Below are 24585 nucleotides of genomic sequence, written 5' to 3' on the forward strand. Positions count from 1 at the left end.
CGATGGCATCTTATCAGGCACGCAAGCGCGATCCACTTTTGGACAGCAACACACAGGCGGTGATCGAAAAACGCAGCAAGGAATTGCTGGGTTTTGCGTTGATCGGCGTGGGTTTGTTGTTCGCGGCGATGATCTACAGCTTTTCGCCAAACGATCCATCATGGATTTCCGCAACTGACGCGCCTGTGCAGAACTGGTTGGGTCAATCCGGCGCGTCCGCCGCTGCAACCTTGATGATGATCGTGGGCAAGGGCGCATGGATGATCCCGCTCGCGTTGGTCGCGTGGGGCCTGCGTTTTGCGCTGCACTACGGTCATGAACGCGCGATGAGTCGTGCGATCTTTGCGCCCATCGCCGTTGTGGTTGCGTCCCTTTATGCCGCGACATTGGTGCCAAGCGTGAACTGGCCACCTAATTTTGGCCTTGGTGGCCTGTTCGGTGACACTGTTCTTGGCGTGACGCTGCAAATCCTGATCCCTCTTGGTGCGCCGTTTGCGTTGAAATTGCTGTCACTTATTCTGGCGGTCTGCATGATTGTGGTGACGTTGTTCACCTTGGGTTTCACCAAAGAAGAAATTCGCACAGGCATCCGCTTTATGTTCTTGGGAGTAGTAATGGCCTACGCGCTATTGCTACGCGTGCTTGGCAGAGGTGCCGCCGCCTCTGCCAATGCCGCAAATGGTTTGGGCCAAACGATTGCTGCAAAGCGCGAACAATCCCGTTTGAACCGTGAAGCAGCAGCGCTGGCCGCAGCCGAAGAAGCCGAAGCCGCTGCCTTGATCCCCGATCCGATTATGCCGGTTCCAGCCGCTGAAATGAAGAAACGTGCAACAGCCGTTGTGCGCGCAAACCCAGCGATGCCTGTGGAAACACCGCGTAAAATGCCGCCGATGCCGGGATCTCAGGTCGAAGAACCTGCTGTCGCAGCGCCTGTCGAAGAACCTGTTCTCACGGCACCAGCACGCGAACCTGCCCCGCAATCGACTGGTTTCTTAGCTGGTTTGCTCAAGCGCAACGCGCCTGAACCCGTTGTTGAAGAAGCACCTGCAGCGCCTGAAGATCGCGTATCCGCACGGATCGCTGACGCTGTTCGGTCCCGCAAAGGTCCAGCACCTGTGACCGATTTAGGTGCGCGGATTGAACCATCATTGACCAAAGGGCGTGGCCCACAGCCGATGATTTTGGACACCACACCACGCGGTCTGCCGCCATTGCCAGAAGACGTGCCAATGGTCGAAGCGGGCTTTATGGACGCGCCTGTCGATGATCCTGTGATCGAAGAGATCGCAGAAATCGAAGCACCGATGGAAGTCGCAGCACCCGTGCGTCCCGTTTTGCAGCGCAATTTTGCACCCGTGCAAGAACCTGTTGCGGAACCAGAGGTCCAGCGCGTGGAAATTCCAGAGCAGGCCCCGAAGAAGGTCGTGCAGCACCCGCTGAAACGCGAAACGCTGCCGTCCAAGCAAGCCCTGCGCGAAAGCCAGCCTGCGCTGCCGCTGGAGGAAAACAAATACGCTGACTTTGAAATGCCGCCGCTGAACCTGCTACGCGGGCCAGAGACGATCGAACGCTATGTTCTGTCCGACGAAGCACTGGAAGAAAACGCGCGGATGCTGGAAAGCGTTTTGGACGACTACGGCGTCAAAGGCGAAATCGTATCTGTGCGTCCGGGTCCGGTTGTCACAATGTACGAACTCGAACCGGCCCCCGGTTTGAAAGCATCCCGCGTGATCGGCCTCGCCGACGATATCGCCCGTTCTATGTCCGCGCTGTCCGCACGTGTGTCCACAGTGCCGGGTCGGTCCGTAATCGGGATCGAATTGCCGAACGAAAAACGCGAAATGGTTGTGTTGCGCGAAATGCTGTCAGCGCGTGATTTTGGCGATAGCAGCATGAAACTGCCGCTGGCGCTGGGTAAAGACATCGGTGGTGAGCCAATCATCGCGAACCTTGCGAAGATGCCGCACCTCTTGATCGCGGGTACAACCGGTTCCGGTAAATCCGTAGCGATCAACACGATGATCCTGTCGCTGCTGTACAAGCTCAGCCCCGAAGATTGCCGGATGATCATGATCGACCCGAAAATGCTCGAACTGTCCGTTTACGACGGCATCCCGCATCTGCTGTCTCCTGTTGTGACGGACCCGAAAAAGGCGGTTGTTGCGCTGAAATGGGTCGTGGGCGAGATGGAAGAACGTTACCGCAAAATGTCCAAAATGGGCGTGCGGAACATCGACGGCTATAACGGTCGCGTGCGCGAAGCACTGGGCAAAGACGAAATGTTCAGCCGCACCGTGCAAACTGGTTTCGACGATGAAACCGGCGATCCGGTTTTCGAGACGGAAGAGTTCAAGCCAGAGGTGCTGCCATACATCGTCGTTGTCGTTGACGAGATGGCCGACCTGATGATGGTTGCCGGCAAAGAAATTGAAGCCTGCATTCAACGTCTGGCGCAGATGGCGCGTGCATCGGGTATCCACCTGATCATGGCGACGCAGCGTCCGTCCGTTGACGTCATCACCGGTACGATCAAGGCCAACTTCCCAACGCGGATTTCATTCCAGGTAACGTCGAAAATCGACAGCCGCACCATCCTTGGTGAAATGGGCGCCGAACAACTGCTGGGCATGGGTGACATGCTTTATATGGCGGGCGGAGGTAAGATTAGCCGTATCCACGGGCCGTTCTGTTCGGACGAGGAAGTCGAAGAAATCGTGAACCACCTGAAAGGGTTCGGTCCACCAGAATATATGTCCGGTGTTGTTGAAGGCCCTGAAGACGGCAAGAGCAGCGATATCGATTTGGTGCTTGGCCTTGGCGACGGGTCCGATACGGAAAACGCGCTGTACGACACGGCTGTGGCCATCGTCATCAAGGACCGGAAATGCTCAACCTCCTACATCCAGCGAAAGCTCGCGATTGGGTACAACAAAGCAGCTAGGCTTGTGGAACAGATGGAAGACGAAGGCGTCGTTTCATCAGCAAACCACGTCGGCAAACGCGAAATTTTGGTGCCTGAACAGCACTAGGATCGCCTTGTGAGCGACAGTTGAAATAGGGGCGGGCCGCGTAAAGCGTCCCGCCTTTCCTTATTTTAAAGGGTGATAACCCGTGACGGCGGCATGTTATCGCTTATCATGTGGCACAACGGACATGTTGGGCTTATGTCCTTGGGTGAAACATTGCCCGGTAACTGATAGGTAGCTTTATGAAACGACGTGATTTTCTGTCCATTGGTGTTGCAGCACTTGCGACCCCCGCCTTAGTGACCTCTGCGTCTGCGCAGCAATTGTCATTGGGTGAAGTGTCCGGATATCTGAACCGTCTTGTGACTGCTCAGGGTGGTTTTACCCAGATCAATGGCGATGGTACGCTGTCCACGGGCCAGATTTTTATCAAACGGCCGGGTCGTATCCGGTTCGAATACAACGCGCCGGACAATTCTTTGATGATTGCTGGCGGTGGTCAGGTGGCGATCTTTGATCCGCGGTCTAACACGGCACCGGATCGGTATCCGCTGAACCAGACACCGCTCAGCATTATTCTGGAACAGAACGTTGATCTTGGTCGCCGCCGCATGGTGACGGGCCATACGTCCGACGGCACATCCACGACCGTGACCGCGCAAGACCCCGATCATCCGGAATACGGCAACATCCAACTGGTGTTTACGGCGAACCCTGTTGAGCTGCGTCAGTGGGTTGTGACCGATGATACCGGTGGTCAGACGACAGTGATCCTGAACGACGTGGTGCCGGGTGCGGGTATCGCTGAATCAAAGTTCAACATTGTCAGCGAAATGCGCCGTCGCGGTTTTGAATAAAACCCGCGCATAGAGCAAAAAAGCCCGCGTCACTGACGCGGGCTTTTTTGTTTAAATCTTGCCGCAGGATCGCAGCTGGGCCTCATAGGTCGTGGCGCGTCGTGCCACTTCACCAGCGATCCGGATCAGCCACGGTTTGCGCCGCCATGTACCGCGCAGATACCCAGACCGTCCATCGTGGTACGCCAGATACTGGTTGCGGGTGTCACCCAATGGCACGCCAGTTTCGCGGACCGTTGCGGTCATATACCAGCCCATAAAATCGGACGCATCACGGATGCTTTCACGGTCTGCGCCGCGCCCGCCTTCTTGGTCTTGGTATTCTTCCCACGTGCCATCAAGCGCTTGGGAATAACCCAGTGCAGATGACTGCCGTCCAATCGGGATCACACCCAACGCATATTGATGCGGCGGACGGTTGTTCGAAATGAACTTACTCTCTTGGTAGATCATCGCCATGATCGTCGGAACAGGCACACCCCATTTGCGTTGGGTTGCCTTAAATGCCCGCAGGTATTCGGGTCGTTCGTTCACAATGGCACATGCATTATCAAGATCACGCGGGGCCGTGCCGTATCCAGAGGAACAGCTGCCTAGCAGAACTAAAAGTACCATTGCGCGGAAGAAACTGCTCATCGCCTCACGCCTATCATTTGTTTTTTTCCAACCTAGCCCAATGCGGCTTGGCTGTGAACGGTGAATTCGCCGCAGTTAGATCACAAATGCTAGGATGAGCGGTAAACTGATCACAGAAAGCACCGTTGATGCGACGACCAACCCCGCGACAGGCTGGGCATCGGCCCCGTATTTTTCGGCCAGCATGTAGGATGTAACCGCAACAGGGGTAGAGACCTGCACGATCAGCACCGCTGCCGCCACTGGGGATAACCCGAACCACGTCGCAGCCCACCATGCAGCACCCGCACAAACGCCGACCTTCACGACGGACAAGATCACCGCCTGCGTCATCGCCTTCGTCTCTAGCCGCGCAACGGCAACCCCAAGTGTAATCAGCATGATCGGAATCGCCATTTGGCCAATCAGTTCCAGCGCGTTTGTTAAGAATTCTGGGGTCTCCCAACCGTTCCACAGGAACAATGCGCCAAGTAACGTGGCGGCAACGAGCGGTTCTTTTACGACCTTGGTTAACGACCCACCGCCCGACACCAGCCAAATGCCGACCGTGAACGACAGGATCGCCATGACGGCGAAAACCACCACCGCGTAACCCAATCCGACCTCACCAAAAGCGAACAAGGCAAGCGGTAGGCCAAGGTTGCCGGTGTTCCCGAATATCAACGGGGCAAGGAAGGTCTGCATGTCCAGCTTGCAAACCTTCACGACGAATAAAAAGGCAATAGCAACAAGCGTGTAGGCGACAAGACTGGCCAATGTCAGCGTTGCCAATGCCTCTGGGTCGATCTCGGTCTTCATCAACGCCACAAAGATCAAACAAGGTACCGAAAGTGTCATCGCAAGACGGGTTACAAACTCTACGCGGTATTCAAACCCCATCTTGACCCACGCAAAGCCCACAGCGGCAAGAAGAAAGACGGGGGCAGTGATGTTCAGGACTGTCAGTGCAAGGTTCACAGACTGTTTCCTTTTTTTGAAGGTGTTTACCGTGGACTTTGGCAGGCTTCCGCGGCTAGTAAAAGGGTAGGGGACTATTGTTATGTTTAAGACGCGTGCAAAATATCATCTGGGACAAGTTGTCCGTCATCGCAAACATCCGTTTCGCGGTGTTGTTTTTGATGTCGATGCAATGTTTTCAAACACCGACGCTTGGTACGAAGCGATCCCAGAAGACAGTCGTCCGGAAAAAGGGCAACCGTTCTACCATCTTTTGGCGGAGAACGATCAAAGCTACTACGTGGCTTATGTGTCCGAACAAAACCTTGTCGCTGACTACTCTGGCCAGCCGGTAGAACACCCTGATCTCGACGACCTGTTCGGTCCATTCGAAGATGGGCACTACCCGCTTCAGGTGCAAATGAACTAAGCCATAGGCTTGGATGCGACGCATCGCGGTGCGTGATCCCAATCATCTTAAGATGATCATTTCAAAGACTATTTGATCAATGTTTGGGCTGTTGTTCAGGCATTTCTGTTTCGACGGCAAGTTTCGAAACGAATACCAATACTGATGGGTAGGTTGCGGAAAGAATTCTCGACACAATCGTAACGATAGCGTTAGCATAAGGTTAAGATCAGCGCTTTGCTCGCTCCTGATCGCTCAATAGCTGCCTAACGAGAGAGATTTGTTTTGGAGATTTTCGAAACGTACTTAGACATTTTGCGCGCCACCCATCTATTCTGCTTCGCTATGGGAATGGGCACGGCGCTTTATTTTGACTACCGGTCTTTCCAGTCGCTTTCCGATCCAATCGGTAAAGTCGACATCGAAGACCTCGAACGCATCCACGTTTGGATCACCGCCGCATTTGTCGGGCTTTGGATCACTGGGATTACATTGATCTACATCCGAACAGGTTTCCAACTTGAAGCATTTTCGCCAAAACTCTGGATGAAGATATCCATCATGGTCCTGATGACCCTGAATTCGTTCATGGTCGGGGCGTTCATCCGGCCGATGATGCGTAACAACATGATGCGCCCGATGATTTCGCTGCCGCCGATGCAATTTGCCGTCGCGACCCAAGTCGCAGTGGTGTCATTGTTCTGCTGGTCTTCGGGGCTGTTACTGGGGTCAAGTGCCGCACTCAAAACCGCCCCATGGGACGTGCTGTTGGTCATTTTCCCGATCTGGTTTGCCATGCTGACCATCGGTGGCCATTTGACCATCATGTTCGTGCGCCGGCGTGCCCTTGGGCACTTCGCGGCACCCGCCGAATAATCAATACCCTAAGGCGATCCCATCTTTTCTGGGGTCGCTTGCCCCTTCCAAAACACCGCTGTCGTGGATCGCGATGGCTTGCGATCCGCCCATCGGACCCGGTGGCGTGACGACAACGTGGCCCATATCGGTCAATTCCTGCCTGACCGCATCGCCATAGGTGCTTTCCATCCGCAATTCGCCAGCTTCGGCAAAACAACGCGGCGCGTCCATCGCGGCCTGCATATCCATCCCGTAATCGCGCATGTTGCTAATGAAACGCGCATGACCCGTTGGTTGATAGGCCCCGCCCATCACGCCAAACGGCATGTACGGTTTGCCATTGCGACACAGCAGCCCCGGAATGATCGTATGCATCGGACGTTTGCCGCCCATTGCTTCGTTCGGATGCCCTTCGTCCAATGTGAAACCCGCACCGCGGTTCTGGAACAAGATCCCGAACTTGTCGGACGCAAGCCCCGATCCAAACCCGTGGAAAATCGAATAAATCAACGACACGGACATCCGGTCCTTATCGACGACGGTGATGTAAACGGTGTCTTTGTGGACGGCTTCGGCACCAGGCAATGACGCGGGCAGGGCACGTTTGGGATCAATCAACGCGGCCAGCTTGGCGGCTGTATCCGGCGACAACATATGCGCCAAACGCGCGGTGTGATCCGGATCGGCAATCACACGGTTGCGGGCGTCATAGGCCAGTTTTGTGGCTTCCGCTTCGATATGGGCCCGCAGCGCACCCAGCGGTTCCATTGCTTTCAGATCGAAATGCTTGAGGATGTTCAGGATCAGGATCGCAGTCGCACCTTGGCCGTTGGGTGGATGTTCATACAGATCAAGCCCGCCATAGCCGCCTCCAATCGGATCGGTATAATCGCTTGCAACAGCGCCAAAATCATCCAGCGTATGCGTGCCACCCAAAGCATTCAGCGACGCGACCATATCTTCGGCCACTTCGCCTTCGTAGAACCCTTCACGACCGTCCATCGCGATACGGCGCAACACCTCTGCTTGCTGTGGCGATCGGAACATCTGCCCAGCGACAGGGGCTTTATCATCAATCAGATACTGGTCACGCGCAACGCCCTGCAGATCGCCTTGCAGCAGGTTCCAGTCAAAGGCAACGCGCGGTGCAACTGGCACACCAGCCTCCGCGTAATGGATCGCAGGGGCGAGCGATGCCTTCAGGCCGATCTTGCCAAAATCCCGTGACAACGTGCAAAACGCATCAATTGCACCCGGTACAGTGACGGCTTCAGGCCCGCGCAACGGCACGGTCGAATGCCCCTGATCGCGCAGTTTCGCGGCGTCCAGTCCGGCAGGCGCACGACCCGATCCATTCAGCGCAATCACGCGGTCTTCACCCGGTGGGGTCAACAACACGAAGCAATCGCCACCGATCCCTGTCATCTGCGGTTCGCAAATCCCCAGCAGAACGGCGCCAGCAATCGCGGCATCAACGGCGTTTCCGCCCGCCTCTAGAATCTGTACAGCAACCTTCGCGGCCAGCGGATGCGACGTGGCGCACAAACCGTTGCTTGCAAAAACGGCCGACCGGCCCGGTGTCGAAAAATCGCGCATCATATTCCCCCGAGGTTTGCACGCGACCTTACGAAAATGCAGCCGCATCGCAATCGAAAACCGGACCTTTTGCTTCACAGATTTCCGGTCTAGCCTGCGCGCAATTGGTCAGGGAGGACTAAAATGGAAAACGTGGTCATCACGGGGGCGGCACGTACCGCCATGGGCGGATTTCAGGGGGATTTCGCAGATGTTGACGCAGCCACATTGGGTGGTGCGGCGATCAAGGCGGCAGTTGCACAATCTGGCGCGGTGATTGACGAGGTCCTGATGGGCTGCGTGCTACCAGCCGGTCTAGGACAAGCACCTGCACGTCAGGCGGCGTATAAAGGCGGTTTGACCGATAACGTGCCCGCGACGACGCTGAACAAAATGTGCGGGTCCGGCATGAAAGCGGCGATGATGGCCTTTGATCAAATCGCGCTTGGCGGGGCCGATCACGTCGTTGCAGGGGGCATGGAAAGCATGACCAACGCGCCGTATTTGCTTCCGAAAATGCGGGCAGGGGCGCGGATCGGCCACCAAGGCGTGATCGACAGCATGTTCCTCGATGGTCTCGAAGACGCCTACGATAAAGGACGCCTGATGGGCACTTTCGCCGAAGATTGCGCCGATAAATTCAAATTCTCGCGGGCCGACCAAGATGATTACGCCCTGCAATCGCTCGCCAACGCAATCAAAGCGCAGCAAAGCGGGGCCTTCGCGGACGAAATCACGCCTGTCACGTTTGAAACGCGGCGCGGCAGTGTGACGATTGGCGAAGACGAACAACCAGCCAAAGCGCGGCCCGAAAAGATCCCGACATTAAAGCCTGCATTCCGTAAAGACGGCAGTGTCACAGCAGCCAACGCATCGTCCATTTCGGACGGCGCTGCAGCCCTCGTGCTGTCCGCACAAAGCAAAGCTGCGGGTCCGGTGCGTGCCATCATCAAAGGCCACGCCAGCCACGGCCAAGCCCCCGGATGGTTCACGACCGCTCCCATTCCGGCCGCGCAAAAACTGATGCACCGGATCGGATGGACAACAGACGACGTCGATCTGTGGGAGGTTAACGAAGCCTTCGCTGTGGTGCCCATGGCGTTCATGCATGACCTCGGTATTCCGCGCGACAAAATCAACGTAAACGGCGGCGCCTGCGCATTGGGGCACCCGATTGGGGCGTCTGGGGCAAGGATCATCGTCACGCTGTTGAACGCGCTCGAAAAACGGAACCTCAAACGCGGGATCGCTGCGATTTGCATCGGCGGTGGCGAAGGTACGGCAATCGCAATCGAACGTCCCTAACTTCTTTTGGTCAAAAATATCTCGGGGAGGTCTGGAGGGGCTGGCCCCTCCAGTGTAGCGGCGCGGAACGCGTCGCAAATCCATTCAAACAGGCAGCACCATGCAAGCAGACTACGACACTCTTTCCAAAACCATCGCATCCTTGACCGAAGGCGAAACCGACACCGTGGCCCTCATGGCTACGATTGCCTGCGAATTACATCACAGCGACGACCGTTTCGACTGGACCGGTTTTTACCGCGTCACAGCGCCCGAAATGCTCAAGATCGGACCGTACCAAGGTGGGCATGGCTGTCTGCAGATCCCGTTTTCGCGGGGCGTTTGTGGGGCTGCGGCGCGGACAGGTGAAACCCAATTGGTCAACGATGTTGACGCCTTTCCAGGGCATATCGCTTGCGCGTCGTCGACCCGTTCAGAAGTCGTTCTTCCCGTTAAAAACAAGGCGGGCGAAGTGATCGCGGTGCTGGATATCGACAGCAATCAACCGGCGGCTTTCACGGCCGCTGATGCGTCCGCGTTACAGGAGATACTGGACGCTACTTTCGCGCGCTAAACAGAGAAATTTCACCAAGAACTGCCACTTGGTGAAATTTTGCTTTGAAATTTCACGGGCCTGTGTCACGTTGCTGGAAATGAAACCAGCGATGCGATTCCGATGAAGCACGACATCCCACCTGATGCTCAGACACTTGGTGCCGACTTGCGTGCATTGCGAAAGGCGCGTGGGATGACCTTGATCGCCTTGGCTGACGCGCTTGGCAAATCGGTTGGCTGGCTTAGTCAGGTTGAACGCGACCTTTCCGAACCGACCGTCGCCGATCTACGCGCAATGGCAAAGGTGCTGGACGTGTCGGTCTCTAGCCTGTTCCGCACAGCATCTGCCCCGGGCGAAGAGGGTCTGATTGTCCGTGCGGACGCGCGTAGACCCATTGGATCGCGCGTCGCCGGATCGACCGAACAACTACTCTCGCCCGACCTGACCGATGACTTCGAAATGATCCATTCGGTCTTTGAACCCCATGCTGCCCTTGTTGAACCTGCCTCACGGCCCACCCAGGAGGTCGGTTATATCGTGTCGGGCCGGTTCGATCTGTGGCTCGACGGCACGCTCTTTCACCTGACTGCTGGCGATAGTTTTCGCATTCGTGGTCATCAGTACCGCTGGGCAAACCCGCATGACGAACCTTGTATCGTCATCTGGGTCATCGCTCCGCCAATCTATTAAGGGACAGGACAGATGGTAACAGGTCAGTGCGAATGTGGTGCGGTGAAGTTTGAAACTGCGACCGTGCGTCCGGAAGTGACATTTTGCCATTGCAGCCAATGCCGCCGCTTATCCGGCCACCTTTGGGCGTCGACCCATGTGCCGTTCAGCGCCGTTACCTTCACGAATGACGCAGGCCTTGCATGGTACGCGTCATCTGATTGGGCCGAACGTGGGTTCTGCAACACCTGCGGGTCCACCTTGTTTTATCGCCTGACCGGCAAAGACGATCTCGGGATCGCGGCAGGCTGTTTGGACGATGATGCAGGGCTAAAGCCCGGCAAACACATCTTTGTCGCTGACAAAGGCAATTATTACGAAATAGCGGGCGATGCGCCCCAACTGGATACACACTAGGGAGGTATCATGTCAGATTTTCCAACAACGGCGCGTGTCGTCATCATTGGCGGCGGAGTCGTTGGCGTATCGACGCTGTACCATTTGGCGAAAGAAGGCTGGACCGATTGCGTTCTGCTCGAAAAGAACGAATTGACGGCGGGCTCGACTTGGCATGCGGCGGGCAACTGCCCGAACTTCGCACCGAATTGGGCCGTGATGAACATGCAGCGGTATTCGCTTGAGATGTATCGCACGCTGGCGGACGACGTTGATTACCCGATGAACTACCACGTCACGGGCGCGCTGCGTTTGGGGCACACCAAAGAGCGTAAACAGGAATTCGAACAGGTCTGCGCACAGGCGCGTGCGATGGGGCTGCCGCTCGAGATGATCGGCATCGAAGACATGAAGAACTTCAACCCGTTCATTGAAACACACGATCTGTCGGCTGTGTTGTGGGATCCATTGGACGGTGACATTGATCCGGCCCAGTTGACCCAAGCGCTGGCGAAAGGCGCCCGCGATCTGGGCGCACGGATCGAACGGTTCTGCCCCGCGACTGGTGTGACGCAAAAGCCGTCTGGCGAATGGATCGTGCATACCGAAAAGGGTGACATCACCTGTGACAAAGTCGTCAACGCCGCTGGTTACTACGCCGCCCGCGTTGGTGAATGGTTCAAGCCGTACGGCGGTCGGGATGTGCCGCTGACGGTCATGTCCCACCAGTACTTCCTGACCGAAGAAATCGACGAAATCGCCGCCTGGACCAAAGAAAACGGTAAGAAAACACCGATGATCCGCGACGTTGATAGCAGTTATTATCTGCGTCAGGACAAGAACGGTCTGAACCTCGGGCCATACGAGAAAAACTGCAAGGCGCATTGGACAACCAAAGACGATCCGATGCCGCATGACTTTAGTTTCCAGCTGTACCCGGATGATCTGGAACGTCTGGAATGCTATATCGAAGACGCGATGGAACGCGTTCCGGTTCTTGGCACCGCTGGCGTTGGCCGCAATATCAATGGTCCAATCCCATACGCGCCCGACGGTCTGCCGATGATCGGCCCAATGCCGGGTGTGACGAACGCATTTGAGGCGCATTCCTTCACCTTCGGCATCGTGCAGGGCGGTGGCGCGGGGAAAGTGATGGCCGAATGGTTGATCAACGGCGAAACCGAAATCGACATGTGGGCCGTCGACCCGCGGCGTTACACCGATTACGCCGATGCGGACTATTGCGAAGCCAAAGCGCTGGAAACCTACGGCCACGAATACGGCATGCATTTCCCGCACAAAATGTGGCCAGCGGGCCGCGACAAAAAGCATTCGCCGAACCACGACGCGTTGATCGCGGCTGGTGCGCAAATGGGGGCTTATAACGGCTGGGAAAGGGCGACTTGGTTTGCCGAAGAAGGCGAAGACACATCAGTAGAATCGACCGAAACATGGGAACGCGAAGGCCCATGGAAAGCAGGCGTCGCCCGTGAAGTGGAAGCCGCGACTAACGACGTCGCTGTCCTCGATATGCCCGGTTTCTCGCGTTACACGCTGACAGGTGAAGGTGCGGCTGAATGGTTGCGCACCCAAATCGCGGGGGCTTTGCCAAAAGCGGGCCGCATGAACCTTGGGTACTTCACCGATACACGCGGGCGGATCGTCACAGAGGTCACGATCATCCGTTGGGGCGAAGATGATTTCTGGCTGATGACGGCCGCCGTGGCGCAATGGCATGACTTTGAATTCCTCAAAGGTCGCCTTGCACCGGGTCTGACGATGACGGACATCACCAAAGAATGGTCAACGCATCTTGTGTCAGGCGAAAAGTCACGCGACCTGATGGCAAAGATCAGCGATGGAGATCTGTCGCTGGGATGGCTGACAATTCAGGACGCGGTTGTCGCAGGCAAGGACTGCAAACTGTTCCGCATCAACTTTGGCGGCGAACTCGGTTGGGAAGTTCACACCAAGTTCGACGATGCAGCACCCGTCTACACAGCAATCCGTGATGCAGGCGCCAAGCCATTTGGCATGTTCGCGCTGAACGCCATGCGGATCGAAAAAGGGTACCGGACGTGGAAGGGCGATTTGTCCACCGACTACACCCTGCTCGAAGGCGGGATGGAACGGTTTATCCGGTTCAACAAAGAACAGGATTTCCCGGGCAAAGCCGCATTGTTGGCCGAGAAGCAGCAAGGCAGCAAGAAAATGTTCTGCACGCTGACCTTTGACGACGTGCCACCAGCAGACGCGCCTTACATGTCTCCGATCATCCATGGTGATGACGTCGTTGGCGAAACCACGTCGGGCGACTGGGGCTTCCGTGTCAATAAATCCATCGCCTTGGGCATGTTGCGGACCGATCTGAACACCCCCGGCACGCAGGTCGAAGTTGCGATCTACGGCAAACGTTACACGGCCACCGTGCATGAAGACGTACCGCTGTGGGATGCCGATAATACCCGCATTCGGGCGTGATGATTGACGTCCCATGAAAAAACTATAAGGGGCGGCAATCTTCGCCCCTTACTACGAAAGCGACCCTGACATGACTTGCGATATCATCCTTCTTGACGGCGGCATGGGCCAAGAATTGGTTCACCGCACGGACGACAAACCAACCCCACTTTGGTCCACGCATGTGATGTCCAAATATCCCGGTTTGGTGGGTCAGGTGCATACCGACTACTTTGATGCCGGTGCCACGATCGCGACCACAAACACCTATGCTATTCACCGCGACAGGCTTGTTGGCACCGAACTGGAAAACGATTTCGAAGCGCTGATGAAAACAGCCCTGAAAGAAGCGACAGATGTCGCGCGTGAAGGCACGCAGATCGCGGGCGCAATTGGTCCACTGGTCGCATCTTACCGCCCCGACATTCACCCTGACCATGATACAGCAGTTCCGTTGTATGCAGAGGTCGCCGAACTGCTGAAAGCATCGGTCGACCTGATCATCTGCGAAACAGTCGCATCGGTTAGTCACGCGCAGTCGGTTCTGGCAGGCGCTTTGACTGCTGGAAAACCTGTCTGGATGGCTTTCACGCTCAACGATCAAGACGGCACAAAACTGCGGTCAGGCGAACCTTTGGCCGATGCGATTGCTGTATGTGGCGATGCCGCGGCGCTTTTGGCGAACTGTTCCGCCCCCGAAGCATTAGACGCGGCGATGCCTATTCTGGCGCAATCGGGTAAACCTTTTGGCGGTTATGCAAACGCGTTCACAATGATTACCAAGGACTTCCTTGGGGCAAAGCCAACCGTTGATGCGCTCGAAGAACGCAAGGATATGGGCCCAGAGGCTTATGCCGCGCATGTTATGAATTGGGTCGCGCAAGGGGCAACAATCGTTGGCGGATGCTGCGAAGTTGGGCCGAAACATATCCAAACCATCGCCGACAAACTGCGCGAAGCAGGACATAGGATCGTCTGACACATGGCACCAACCACATCTTCGGCCGCCGCCCAACAGCCCATCGTTTGCGACATCATTGTCGCAGGCGGGTATGTGTTGACGGAATTGGCGGGGGTTGTGGATGTGTTGCGCTTGGCGAACCGGATCAGCAATCGCGAAGTGTTCCAATGGACCTATCGGTCGACATCCGGCGGTTACATCAGCAGCAGCAGCGATGCGGTTGTTGATACGGTGTCACTGCACCAACGCTCTGTGGCGGACTATGCGTTTGTTTTGGGCAATGCGGATGCTAACCATCCAGATTTATCCCTAGGGGCGGTTCTATCTAGCTACACAACCCGCCAAGCGCGGGTCATTTTGCTGTCCGAAGCGGCAAGTCGCTATATCGCGGACAAACGTGAAGACGGTGCAAAGCACACCACGCATTGGGAAAACCGGGCGGTTTTGCTGGAACGGCTCGGCCTGTTTGACACCAAGTCCGCGCTTGCCGTTGATGCGGGCGCGATTGTGACCTGTGCTGGAATGGGGGCGACCGTGGATGTGACGCTGTCCATCGCGGCGCAGCATTTGTCATCGGCCACGATGATGACCGTCGCCGACATCCTGCTGCATGAACGCATCCGTCACTACAACACGTTGCAGCCCTTCGCGGGGCGTGCGGCATTGGCAACGGGGGACGCGGATCTGGATACCTGCGTCAGCCTGATGCAGGCCAATATCGAATTCCCATTGCCCATTGCTGAAATCGCGGATCAAACCGGCGTTTCCAAACGATCGCTCGAACGGAAATTCCATTCGGTTCTGCGGACCACGCCCAACGGCTATTACCGTGAACTGCGGCTTGGGAAAGCGAATAACCTGCTGCTCAACACCGATATGTCGATCAATGAAATCGGTCTGGCCTGCGGTTTCCCGTCCGGTTTTTCGGCAATCTACAAAGCGACGTTCGGGATGACGCCAAACGCGGCACGGCGCAAAGGGCGCACAAAGTAGATTGCGTTGAAATGGGCATTTTGCGCCATCTTTGACGCATTTTGATGGATCGAATCCGGCCCGTCGTGCCACCTTTTGCACAGACATATTTGCGGAAGGATTCTGTCGCCATGGCCACCCCACCTAGCAAAGCCCGCGTCGTCATTATTGGCGGCGGCGTGATCGGTTGCTCTGTTGCCTATCACCTTGCAAAACTTGGCTGGAAGGACGTTGTGCTGTTGGAACGCAAACAGCTGACGTCAGGGACAACGTGGCACGCGGCAGGCTTGATTGCGCAGCTGCGGGCGACGGCAAACATGACCAAGCTCGCGAAATATTCGCAAGAACTCTACGGTAATCTCGAAGCGGAAACAGGCGTCGCGACAGGTTTCAAACGCAACGGATCAATCACCGTGGCGCTGACCGAAGAACGCAAAGAAGAAATCTACCGCCAAGCAGGCATGGCCCGCGCGTTCGGCGTCGATGTCGAAGAAATCAGCCCGACAGAGGTCAAGAACCGCTACGAACACCTCAACATCGACGGTGTGACTGCTGGCGTTTATCTGCCGCTGGACGGGCAGGGTGATCCCGCAAACATCGCGTTGGCATTGGCAAAGGGTGCACGACAAAACGGGGCGCAGGTCATCGAACGGACATTGGTTACTGGCGTCAAAAAAGAAGGCCGCCGGATCACTGGAGCCGATTGGGAACAAGACGGCGAAACGGGGCATATCGCCTGCGATATGGTCGTGAACTGCGGCGGGATGTGGGGCCATCAGGTCGGCAAAATGCTGGGCACGAACGTGCCTTTGCACGCCTGCGAACACTTCTACATCGTCACCGAAAACATCCCGAACCTGACGCAAATGCCAGTGCTACGGGTGCCGGACGAATGTGCCTATTATAAAGAAGATGCAGGTAAAATCCTGCTCGGGGCGTTCGAACCCAACGCGAAACCATGGGCGATGGATGGCATCCCGAAAGATTTCGAATTCGACCAGCTGCCCGAAGATTTCGATCACTTCGAACCGATCCTAGAACAGGCGGTCGAACGCCTGCCAATGCTGGCAGAGGCCGGCATCCACACCTTCTTCAACGGTCCTGAATCCTTCACGCCCGACGACGCGTACCATCTTGGTCTTGCGCCAGAAATGGACAACGTTTGGGTCGCCGCTGGTTTCAATTCCATCGGTATCCAATCGGCTGGCGGGGCTGGTATGGCGCTGTCACAATGGATGGACAGCGGCGAAAAACCGTTCGATCTGGGCGACGTGGACATCAGCCGGATGCAGCCGTTCCAAGGCAACAAAACCTATCTGTTTGAACGGTCCAAGGAATCTCTTGGTCTGCTTTACGCCGACCATTTTCCGTTCCGCCAAAAAGAAACTGCGCGCGGTGTGCGTCGGACACCGTTCCATCACCACCTGCTCGAACGCGGCGCAGTGATGGGTGAACTTGCTGGCTGGGAACGCGCGAATTGGTTCGCGCGCGAAGCACAAGAAGCGCAGTACGAATATTCTTGGTCGCGCCAGAACTTCTTTGACAACGTGCGCGAAGAACATATGTCCGTCCGGCAGAATGTAGGCATGTACGACATGTCATCGTTCGGCAAAATTCGGGTCGAAGGGCCTGATGCGATGGCCTTCATGAACTACATCGGTGGCGGCAATTACGACGTCCCCGTTGGTAAAATCGTTTACACGCAGTTCCTGAATTCCACAGCCGGAATCGAAGCCGACGTGACGGTCACGCGGATCGAACCGGACTGTTTCCTCGTCGTGACGCCTGCGGCCACACGGATTGCCGACCAGACGTGGATGCGCCGCAACAAGGGCAATTTCAACGTTGTCATCACCGACGTGACAGCAGGCGAAGGCATTTTGGCGATCATGGGGCCACGATCACGCGAATTGCTTCAGGCCGTGTCTCCGAACGATTTCTCAAACGAAAACAACCCATTCGGAACGGCACAGGATATTGAAATCGGCATGGGCACCGCCCGTGTGCATCGGGTCACCTACGTCGGGGAACTCGGTTGGGAGGTATACGTGCCAGCCGATCAATGTGGTCACGTGTTCGAAGTGATCGCAGCAGCCGGCCACGATTTCGGGATGCGTTTGTGCGGCATGCACATGATGGACACGTGCCGGATGGAAAAAGGGTTCCGTCATTTCGGCCACGACATTACATCCGAAGATCACGTGTTAGAGGCCGGTCTTGGCTTTGCGGTGAAGACGGACAAGCCGGATTTCATTGGACGGGACGCGGTGTTGCGCAAACGCGAAACAGGCCTGACCCAGCGTCTTGTGCAGTTCAAACTGACCGACCCTGAACTGCTTCTTTACCATAACGAACCGATCCTGCGGGACGGGAAGGTCTGCGGTTACCTGTCATCAGGCGGCTATGGGCACCACGTCGGTGCGGCGATTGGGATGGGCTACGTGCCATGTACCGAAGCCGGTGAAAAGGTGGCCGATATGCTGGCCAGTTCATATGAAATCGATGTCATGGGCACGCGGGTGAAGGCCGAAGCGCAGCTTAAGCCGTTCTATGATCCAAAAGGTGAGCGCGCCAAAGCCTAGGTTTTGCGCCGCTTATCCAGCGACGTTCATCAGCAATTCGAGGTGAAGCCCCTGCGGCTTCATCTCTTTTGTGACTGTGCCGCCAAGGTTGATGGCGCAGTTTTCTAACAAAACTGTGCCGAAGCCGCTTTGCGCTTCAGGTTGCGTATCTCGCGTGTCCGACGTTTCGGACCACACAAGCCGGACCATATCGTCAGCCATTGGCGTCACCGCAATGTGGATTTCACCGACCGGAGTGGAAAGCGGGCCATACTTGGTCGCATTCGTTGATATTTCATAAAGAACCATGGCCAAGGGCGACACTTTGCGCGGATGAATCGTCAGCGCGGGGTCGCAATCAATATGGACACGGGCAGGGGCGTCCTGCTTATCCGTTAACCACGGTTTCAACGACGATACGATAATATCATGAATGCCCAACAGTGAATCCGCATCCGCCGTCGTGCGCGCCATACGCGCCGATACAGCATGGGCCATTGCCATCGCTTCGACCTGAGATCGCAGCGTCGTGACAAATTCGTCTTTGCTGTCTGTGGTGCGATCGCCAAGATTGATCAAAGCACGGATAACCGCAAAGGCGTTCTTGACCCTGTGGTCCATTTCGGCGGCCATCGCAGCTAGTTTTTCTTCGCCGACCTTTTGTTCCGTCGCATCCCAACTGACGCCCACAGCACGCAAAGGGGTGCCATCTTCGGCCCATTCGGTGATTTGCGCCCGCGCACCCAGCCATTGAACCGGCATGTGCGGGTCAGCACGACGCCTGCGGTATTCAACATCGTAGGTCGGTGTTTCACCGCTTATGGCCTTGGCGACGATGCCCTGAACACGGTCAAGATCAATAGGATCGATAAGGTCAGACCCATCCGACAGCGACCATGGCTGCGCATCGTAATCGATGCCCAGAAGATTTGCGATGAAACGGTCGCCCAACACCTGTTCAGTCACCAGATTCACTGACCAGCAGCCCATTCTGCCTGCGTCGAGGGCCAGCAAAGCGCGCGTTGACGCATTGAAATTCTCGAACGGGTCCAACCCGTCCCTAATGCGGGTAACCGGCGCGGCTGTAATATCCGATTTGATTATAGAACTCATGAGGTGAACATTCCGTCGGTCAAGGCAGTCGTAACATTGGTCGTCAAACACCACTTAAGGTTTCAGTCTCGCGGTGATTGTACAACTGCACAACACTGTCATGGATCGCCAAATTTGTCGAACTCACCCCGTATGTTTCGGCCGCAACATCGTAAAAATACAAACTGTCCACCACGGCTCTTCATCAACATAGCGCGATGCAATGAATTTTCAGTTAATTGATTGCATGCGGGCGCGTGCCGGAGAATTTCACAGCACTAACGAAAAAAGGCGCAACCGCGGTTACGCCTTCTTCACATTGGTTAACCGATCTTACTCCGCGACGGGACCAAGGGCGTTAAGACCTTTTAGAATATCGATGGCATAGGCCAGTTGATAATCGTCTTCGCGCAACTGCGCGGCGGTTTCGGCGCGTGCCCGATCCGCTTCGATTTGATCGATCTCATCTTCTGTCAGGCTATCGTTATCCAGCGATCCGCGCAGATCAGCCTCTGACCGGAACTGACGTGATGTTTCTTCTTCCGCGTCCGGATCAACAGATGCAGGGCGCGGCTGTTCGACGATAATGTCAGGCGAAATGCCCAAGGCTTGGATCGAACGCCCTGACGGGGTGTAGTAACGTGCTGTCGTCAGACGCATCGCCCCTTCACCTTGCAATGGCACAACGGTCTGGACGGACCCCTTACCAAAGGATTTCGTTCCAACCACAATCGCTCGACGATGATCTTGCAACGCACCTGCCACGATTTCGGACGCAGAAGCAGAGCCACCGTTGATCAACACGACAATCGGTTTCCCTTCCGCCAGATCGCCCGGCTGCGCGTTGTACCGATCCCCATCTTCAGGATCACGACCACGGGTCGATACGATTTCGCCTGCTTCAAGGAACGCGTCGGACACGTAAATCGCTTGGTTTAACAAACCACCGGGGTTGTTGCGCAGATCAAGGATCACGCCATCGATGTTGTCGATGCCACCTGCTTCTTCGACTTGCTCGCGAAGGCCTTCTTGCAGGTTCGGGAATGTCTGATCGTTAAATGTGGTCACACGCAGAACAACGGCATTGCCTTCGGTCCGGTGACGGACGGCAGTCAATTTGATCGTGTCGCGAACGATAGAAACCTCGAACGGCTCAATCTCGCCTTCGCGCACCACAGTGATGATAATTTCGGACCCAACAGGGCCGCGCATCAGGTCAACAGCGTCGTCCAAAGTCAGACCCAGAACGCTTTCGCCGTCCACTGCCGTGATGAAATCGCCCGCCAGAATGCCTGCAGCATCCGCAGGGGTGCCATCCATCGGGGACACGACTTTGACGAAACCTTCTTCTTGGGTCACTTCGATCCCAAGACCACCAAATTCACCACGCGTCTGAACGCGCATCGCGGCCGCATCTTCCGCGGACAAATAAGACGAATGCGGATCAAGCGACGTCAGCATGCCGTTAATGGCCGCCTCAATCAGGTCCTTTTCTTCCACGTCTTCAACGTAACCTGCACGGATACGTTCAAAGATGTCACCGAACAGGTCCAACTGTTCGTAAACAGACGCGTTATTCTGCGCTTCTTGCGCGATCAACGGGCCTGCGATCTGCGTCGTTGCGATCAGTCCCAAAAGGCTTCCGCCCACTGCGGCGGTCATCAGCTGTTTCATACGTCTTCCCGTTTTTTGTCTTATTCTATCGCGAACCACGTCGCTGGATTGACCGGAGTTTGCCCGTCTCTGACTTCAAGATAAAGCGTTTGTGACTGTGTTCCATCTAATGATCGCGCAATTTCGGTCAATTCCGCGTCAGATTGCGGCGATGATCCGCCCAAAAGCCCCAATGGGGCGCCCGCATTAATGATTTCACCGACTTCACCGTAGACCTCTGCGAGACCCGCAAAGATGAACATCACGTCAGCAGTTGGTTCAATAATCACAACATTCCCGTAATCCAGCAGGGGACCACGAAACAGGATCGTCGCAGGCGTCGGGCTGGTAACAAGGGCGCGGGGGCGGGCGGCCACGATAACACCGGGTCGTGTCACACCGGCGGCATCAGCGCTATTGTACCCGCGCAAAATTTGGCCCTGCACAGGAAGGGACAGATCACCCTTCGCGGCCAATGCATCTGTATTCTCTGGGCCGGTCAACGTGGCATCGCTGATACCAGCGGCAAAACTATCCAACGTATCGGTACTGGCCAACAGCAACGCGGTTTGCACCTGATCTTCGACAAACCGCTTCGGCAGATCAGTCCGCTCTTGGATCGCAAGGCTTAACGCGGCCCGCGCAGATTGGGCACCTTGCAGGCCAAGGGTCAGCGTTTCCTCTGCGGTCTCTTGCAGCAAACGCAACACGGCTAATTCTTCCAACTGCGTCTTCAAAGCATCCGCTTCGGCATGCAACGCAGGCGTGACGTCGGCGACAATCATACCGGACCGCGCTGTGCCGGTGGGTCCATTGGGATGCAACATCAGCAACGGGGCAGGGGCGCGACTGATCGACTGCAATACGCCCAACAGCTCGCCGATTTCGGCGGATTTTAAAGCAAGCGATGTTTCCAGCGTCTGCTGCCTGATCGCTGCACGGCGCAACCCGTCGCGCATGGCGATCAACCCTTCTTCGTAGCCTCTGACGGCTTCGGTTAATGCCGCAACACGGTTACGTCCGCCGGATGCCTCGGACATCGCAATGCCCGCACGGGTCAACTGTTCGGCAGCCGCGCGGGCCGCCGTGGCGGGATTGTCTTGCGCGGACACAGGCCCCGCTAAAGCCAACAAAAGAAGGGTTGCGCGTATCATCTCACGATCAGGGTCTGACCCGTCATTTCTTCCGGCTGCGGCAGTTCCATCAGGTCCAGCACAGTCGGAGCAAGATCAGCAAGCCGGCCATTGCGCAACGTGACACCATCAGGACCGCCTACCAAAGCGACGGGTACGGGGTTCGTTGTGTGGGCCGTATGCGCTCCGCCGGTTTCTGGATCAATCATCGTTTCGCAATTGCCGTGGTCTGCGGTGACGATCATCGCGCCGCCAGCGGCTTCCAATGCGGCCAGCACTTTGCCTAACCCGCGATCAACGGCCTCACAGGCGGCAACAGCGGCATCAATATCACCGGTATGGCCCACCATGTCAGGGTTCGCGAAATTCGTGACGATCATGTCGTAGCCATCGTTGATCGCGCCGACAAAAGCATCAGTGACTTCACCAGACGACATCTCTGGCTGCATGTCGTAGGTAGCCACTTTCGGGGATTTCGGCATGAAACGGTCTTCGCCTTCCGCTGGCACCTCGATCCCGCCGTTCAGGAAGAACGTCACATGCGGGTACTTTTCGGTCTCGGCCAAACGGAACTGGGTCTTGCCCTGCTTCGATACCCATTCGCCCAATGTGTTGGGGATCACGCGTTTGGGGAATACGGTGTCGAACCATGCGGTGTGCTTGTCCGAATATTCGACCATGCCAAGTTTCGCGCTGAGTTCAGGCATGTCGCGTGCAAACCCGTCAAAATCTGGATCAGCAATCGCGGCAAGGATTTCGCGGGCACGGTCTGACCGGAAGTTCAGGCAGAACAACCCGTCACCCTTTGCAAAGCCCGCGTAACCATCAACGACAGTCGCAGGAATAAATTCGTCGGTTTTGTCCGCATCATAGGCCTGTTCAATCGCCACTTCGGGATCTTCCGCCGTGGCTTCGCCCTGACCCAAAACCATCGCGTTGTAAGCTGTTTCGACGCGCTCCCACCGATTGTCACGGTCCATCGCAAAGTAACGGCCAATCACAGTCACGATTTCAACCGCCTCTGGCAGTTCAGCGCGCAAAACAGACAGGAAGTCGAGCGCCGAAGACGGGGCAACATCCCGCCCGTCCGTGATCGCATGCAGCACAGTCGGAACGCCCGCATCGTCCAATGCTTCGGCGGCCGCGATGATATGTGCGACGTGTCCGTGCACACCACCATCCGACATCACGCCCATCAAGTGAGCAGTCCCACCTGTGTCTTTCATCTTGGCAATAAACGCGACGATGGCGTCTTGGCTCGCAAAACTGCCGTCTTCGATCGACAGGTCAATCTGGCCCAAATCCATCGCAACGACGCGACCCGCGCCAATGTTCGTATGACCAACCTCGGAATTACCCATCTGGCCGCTCGGCAAACCGGCGTCCGGTCCGTGGGTCAACAATTGGGCGTTCGGACCTTGCATGATGCGGTCAAAATGCGGGGTATGCGCCAGCAACGGGGCGTTGCCCTCGGGATCGTCACGTAATCCCCAACCATCCAAAATACACAGTACAACAGGTTTCGGCGCAGTCATCTCAAACTCCTTCTGGGCTTACATCGCGTCTATCCGATCCATCACAAAAGGAAAACCGAAGCGGGCTTCTTTTGGCTGCAAATATCCCCGCCGGAGGCTCCCTCAGACGCGGTGATACGGGCCATTCGATAGGATTGATGCGGCACGATACAGTTGTTCGGCCAACATCACGCGGACCAGCATGTGGGGCCAGACCATTTTACCAAAACTCAAGGACGCATCAGCACGGGCACGTAGGCTTGAATCAATCCCATCGGCACCGCCAATCACAAACGTTAGATCGCTTCGACCTTGATCACGCCATTGCCCCAAACGTTTCGCAAAAGCAGGGGATGACATGACATCGCCGCGTTCATCCATCGTGCAAATCAATGATCCGGTCGGAATGGCGCGTTCGAGCAAAGCAGCCTCTGCAGGCATGCCGCCGCCTTTCTTATCCTCGACCTCGATCAGTTTTGCAGGGCCAAGCGCAAGGGCGCGACCCGTGCGGTCAAACCGGGTCAGATAATCGTCGTAAAGTTCGCGCTCGGGCCCCTTTCGCAAGCGGCCCACAGCGCAGATATGAACGCGCATCAGTCGATTGCCGCAGGCGCCTCAACAGGGCCGGAACCCGGTGTCCACATTTTTTCCAACTGATAGAACTCGCGGACTTCAGGGCGGAAAATATGTACGATGACGTCGCCTGTATCGATCAAGACCCAGTCGCCTGTGTCTTTGCCTTCGATCTTCGACAAAACGCCAAATTCGGCCTTCAGTTTGTCCGCCAGCTTTTCGGACATGGCAGACACCTGACGGGTGGACCGACCTGATGCGATGACCATATAGTCACCCATCTCGGATTTGCCGCGCAGGTTGATCTGCACAACATCTTCACCTTTGTCGTCATCAAGTGATTCCAGGATCGCCGCGAGAAGCGTTTCGCTGTCAGCGGTTTGGACGCCGGTCATTGTGACCGCTCCACGAATGGCTGCATCTGCAACCGATGGGGATAAAGACAGAACATTGTCCTCCGTCGCGCGCCGTCAAAAGGGAAGAATGGGAGGCTCGGCGCGGTTGCCTAACTCCCATTTATCAAC

At 56.2% G+C, this 24585-nt stretch carries 21 protein-coding genes; 12 read left to right on the forward strand and 9 right to left on the reverse strand.

Going from position 1 to position 24585, the window contains the following annotated elements; all coding sequences use genetic code 11:
• Nucleotides 1-2 precede the first annotated feature (2 nt).
• Complete coding sequence (locus AC0L7R_RS03760; protein ID WP_473658895.1) at nt 3-3029, forward strand: DNA translocase FtsK 4TM domain-containing protein; 3027 nt, start codon at nt 3-5, stop codon at nt 3027-3029.
• Nucleotides 3030-3208: 179 nt separating this feature from the next.
• A complete protein-coding gene (locus AC0L7R_RS03765) occupies nt 3209-3823 on the forward strand; it encodes a LolA family protein (protein WP_247129259.1) in 615 nt (204 codons plus the stop codon).
• 51 nt (nt 3824-3874) lie between these two features.
• Here the strand turns inward: AC0L7R_RS03765 and AC0L7R_RS03770 are convergent, their stop codons facing one another.
• Nucleotides 3875-4459: a transglycosylase SLT domain-containing protein gene (locus tag AC0L7R_RS03770; RefSeq protein WP_473658897.1), complete on the reverse strand. Its 585-nt coding sequence runs from the start codon at nt 4457-4459 to the stop codon at nt 3875-3877.
• Nucleotides 4460-4534: 75 nt separating this feature from the next.
• Entirely contained in the window at nt 4535-5416 is an 882-nt protein-coding gene (locus AC0L7R_RS03775; protein WP_348107349.1) for an AEC family transporter, read from the reverse strand.
• An 82-nt stretch (nt 5417-5498) separates the two neighbouring features.
• On the opposite strand from AC0L7R_RS03775, the gene hspQ reads away from it, so the two are divergent.
• Nucleotides 5499-5825: a heat shock protein HspQ gene (gene hspQ, locus AC0L7R_RS03780; protein ID WP_247129263.1), complete on the forward strand. Its 327-nt coding sequence runs from the start codon at nt 5499-5501 to the stop codon at nt 5823-5825.
• Nucleotides 5826-6155: 330 nt separating this feature from the next.
• Nucleotides 6156-6680, forward strand: a complete 525-nt coding sequence (locus AC0L7R_RS03785) for a hypothetical protein (RefSeq protein WP_473658899.1) — start codon at nt 6156-6158, stop codon at nt 6678-6680.
• Here AC0L7R_RS03785 and AC0L7R_RS03790 read toward each other — a convergent pair whose 3' ends face one another.
• Nucleotides 6681-8258 (reverse strand): gamma-glutamyltransferase, encoded by a 1578-nt coding sequence (locus AC0L7R_RS03790; RefSeq protein ID WP_473660354.1) that lies wholly within the window; start codon nt 8256-8258, stop codon nt 6681-6683.
• A 123-nt stretch (nt 8259-8381) separates the two neighbouring features.
• Between AC0L7R_RS03790 and AC0L7R_RS03795 the strand changes: the two genes are divergently transcribed.
• The 8 genes from AC0L7R_RS03795 to AC0L7R_RS03830 all read left to right on the forward strand — a co-directional run bounded on the left by AC0L7R_RS03795 (nt 8382) and on the right by AC0L7R_RS03830 (nt 18117).
• Nucleotides 8382-9542 carry an acetyl-CoA C-acyltransferase gene (locus tag AC0L7R_RS03795; protein ID WP_473658901.1) on the forward strand — a complete coding sequence of 387 codons (1161 nt, stop codon included), beginning with the start codon at nt 8382-8384 and terminating at the stop codon, nt 9540-9542.
• 100 nt (nt 9543-9642) lie between these two features.
• Nucleotides 9643-10095, forward strand: a complete 453-nt coding sequence (locus tag AC0L7R_RS03800) for a GAF domain-containing protein (protein ID WP_473658902.1) — start codon at nt 9643-9645, stop codon at nt 10093-10095.
• A gap of 102 nt (nt 10096-10197) precedes the next feature.
• Nucleotides 10198-10767, forward strand: a complete 570-nt coding sequence (locus AC0L7R_RS03805; RefSeq protein ID WP_473658904.1) for a helix-turn-helix domain-containing protein — start codon at nt 10198-10200, stop codon at nt 10765-10767.
• A gap of 12 nt (nt 10768-10779) precedes the next feature.
• Complete coding sequence (locus tag AC0L7R_RS03810) at nt 10780-11163, forward strand: GFA family protein (RefSeq protein ID WP_473658906.1); 384 nt, start codon at nt 10780-10782, stop codon at nt 11161-11163.
• A 9-nt stretch (nt 11164-11172) separates the two neighbouring features.
• The gene (locus tag AC0L7R_RS03815) at nt 11173-13623 is read left to right on the forward strand and encodes an FAD-dependent oxidoreductase (protein WP_473658908.1); all 2451 of its coding nucleotides are present in this window, start codon (nt 11173-11175) and stop codon (nt 13621-13623) included.
• Nucleotides 13624-13693: 70 nt separating this feature from the next.
• Entirely contained in the window at nt 13694-14581 is an 888-nt protein-coding gene (locus tag AC0L7R_RS03820) for a homocysteine S-methyltransferase family protein (protein WP_473658910.1), read from the forward strand.
• Nucleotides 14582-14584: 3 nt separating this feature from the next.
• A complete protein-coding gene (locus AC0L7R_RS03825; protein WP_473658912.1) occupies nt 14585-15556 on the forward strand; it encodes a helix-turn-helix domain-containing protein in 972 nt (323 codons plus the stop codon).
• A gap of 110 nt (nt 15557-15666) precedes the next feature.
• The gene (locus tag AC0L7R_RS03830) at nt 15667-18117 is read left to right on the forward strand and encodes an FAD-dependent oxidoreductase (RefSeq protein WP_473658914.1); all 2451 of its coding nucleotides are present in this window, start codon (nt 15667-15669) and stop codon (nt 18115-18117) included.
• A 12-nt stretch (nt 18118-18129) separates the two neighbouring features.
• Here the strand turns inward: AC0L7R_RS03830 and AC0L7R_RS03835 are convergent, their stop codons facing one another.
• From AC0L7R_RS03835 to rsfS, 6 genes are all read right to left on the reverse strand, one after another.
• Nucleotides 18130-19209, reverse strand: a complete 1080-nt coding sequence (locus AC0L7R_RS03835; RefSeq protein WP_473658916.1) for an HWE histidine kinase domain-containing protein — start codon at nt 19207-19209, stop codon at nt 18130-18132.
• 312 nt (nt 19210-19521) lie between these two features.
• The gene (locus AC0L7R_RS03840) at nt 19522-20862 is read right to left on the reverse strand and encodes a S41 family peptidase (RefSeq protein ID WP_473658918.1); all 1341 of its coding nucleotides are present in this window, start codon (nt 20860-20862) and stop codon (nt 19522-19524) included.
• Nucleotides 20863-20882: 20 nt separating this feature from the next.
• Nucleotides 20883-21995, reverse strand: a complete 1113-nt coding sequence (locus AC0L7R_RS03845) for a peptidoglycan DD-metalloendopeptidase family protein (protein WP_473658920.1) — start codon at nt 21993-21995, stop codon at nt 20883-20885.
• A complete protein-coding gene (gene gpmI, locus AC0L7R_RS03850; protein ID WP_473658922.1) occupies nt 21992-23509 on the reverse strand; it encodes a 2,3-bisphosphoglycerate-independent phosphoglycerate mutase in 1518 nt (505 codons plus the stop codon). Before gpmI ends, AC0L7R_RS03845 begins: the two co-directional genes overlap by 4 nt.
• Before the next feature lie 102 nt (nt 23510-23611).
• Nucleotides 23612-24082, reverse strand: a complete 471-nt coding sequence (gene rlmH, locus AC0L7R_RS03855; protein ID WP_473658924.1) for a 23S rRNA (pseudouridine(1915)-N(3))-methyltransferase RlmH — start codon at nt 24080-24082, stop codon at nt 23612-23614.
• The gene (gene rsfS, locus AC0L7R_RS03860) at nt 24082-24456 is read right to left on the reverse strand and encodes a ribosome silencing factor (protein ID WP_473658926.1); all 375 of its coding nucleotides are present in this window, start codon (nt 24454-24456) and stop codon (nt 24082-24084) included. Before rsfS ends, rlmH begins: the two co-directional genes overlap by 1 nt.
• Between the last annotated feature and the right edge of the window lie 129 nt (nt 24457-24585).

The sequence above is a fragment of the Yoonia sp. D2-7 genome, assembly GCF_055809435.1.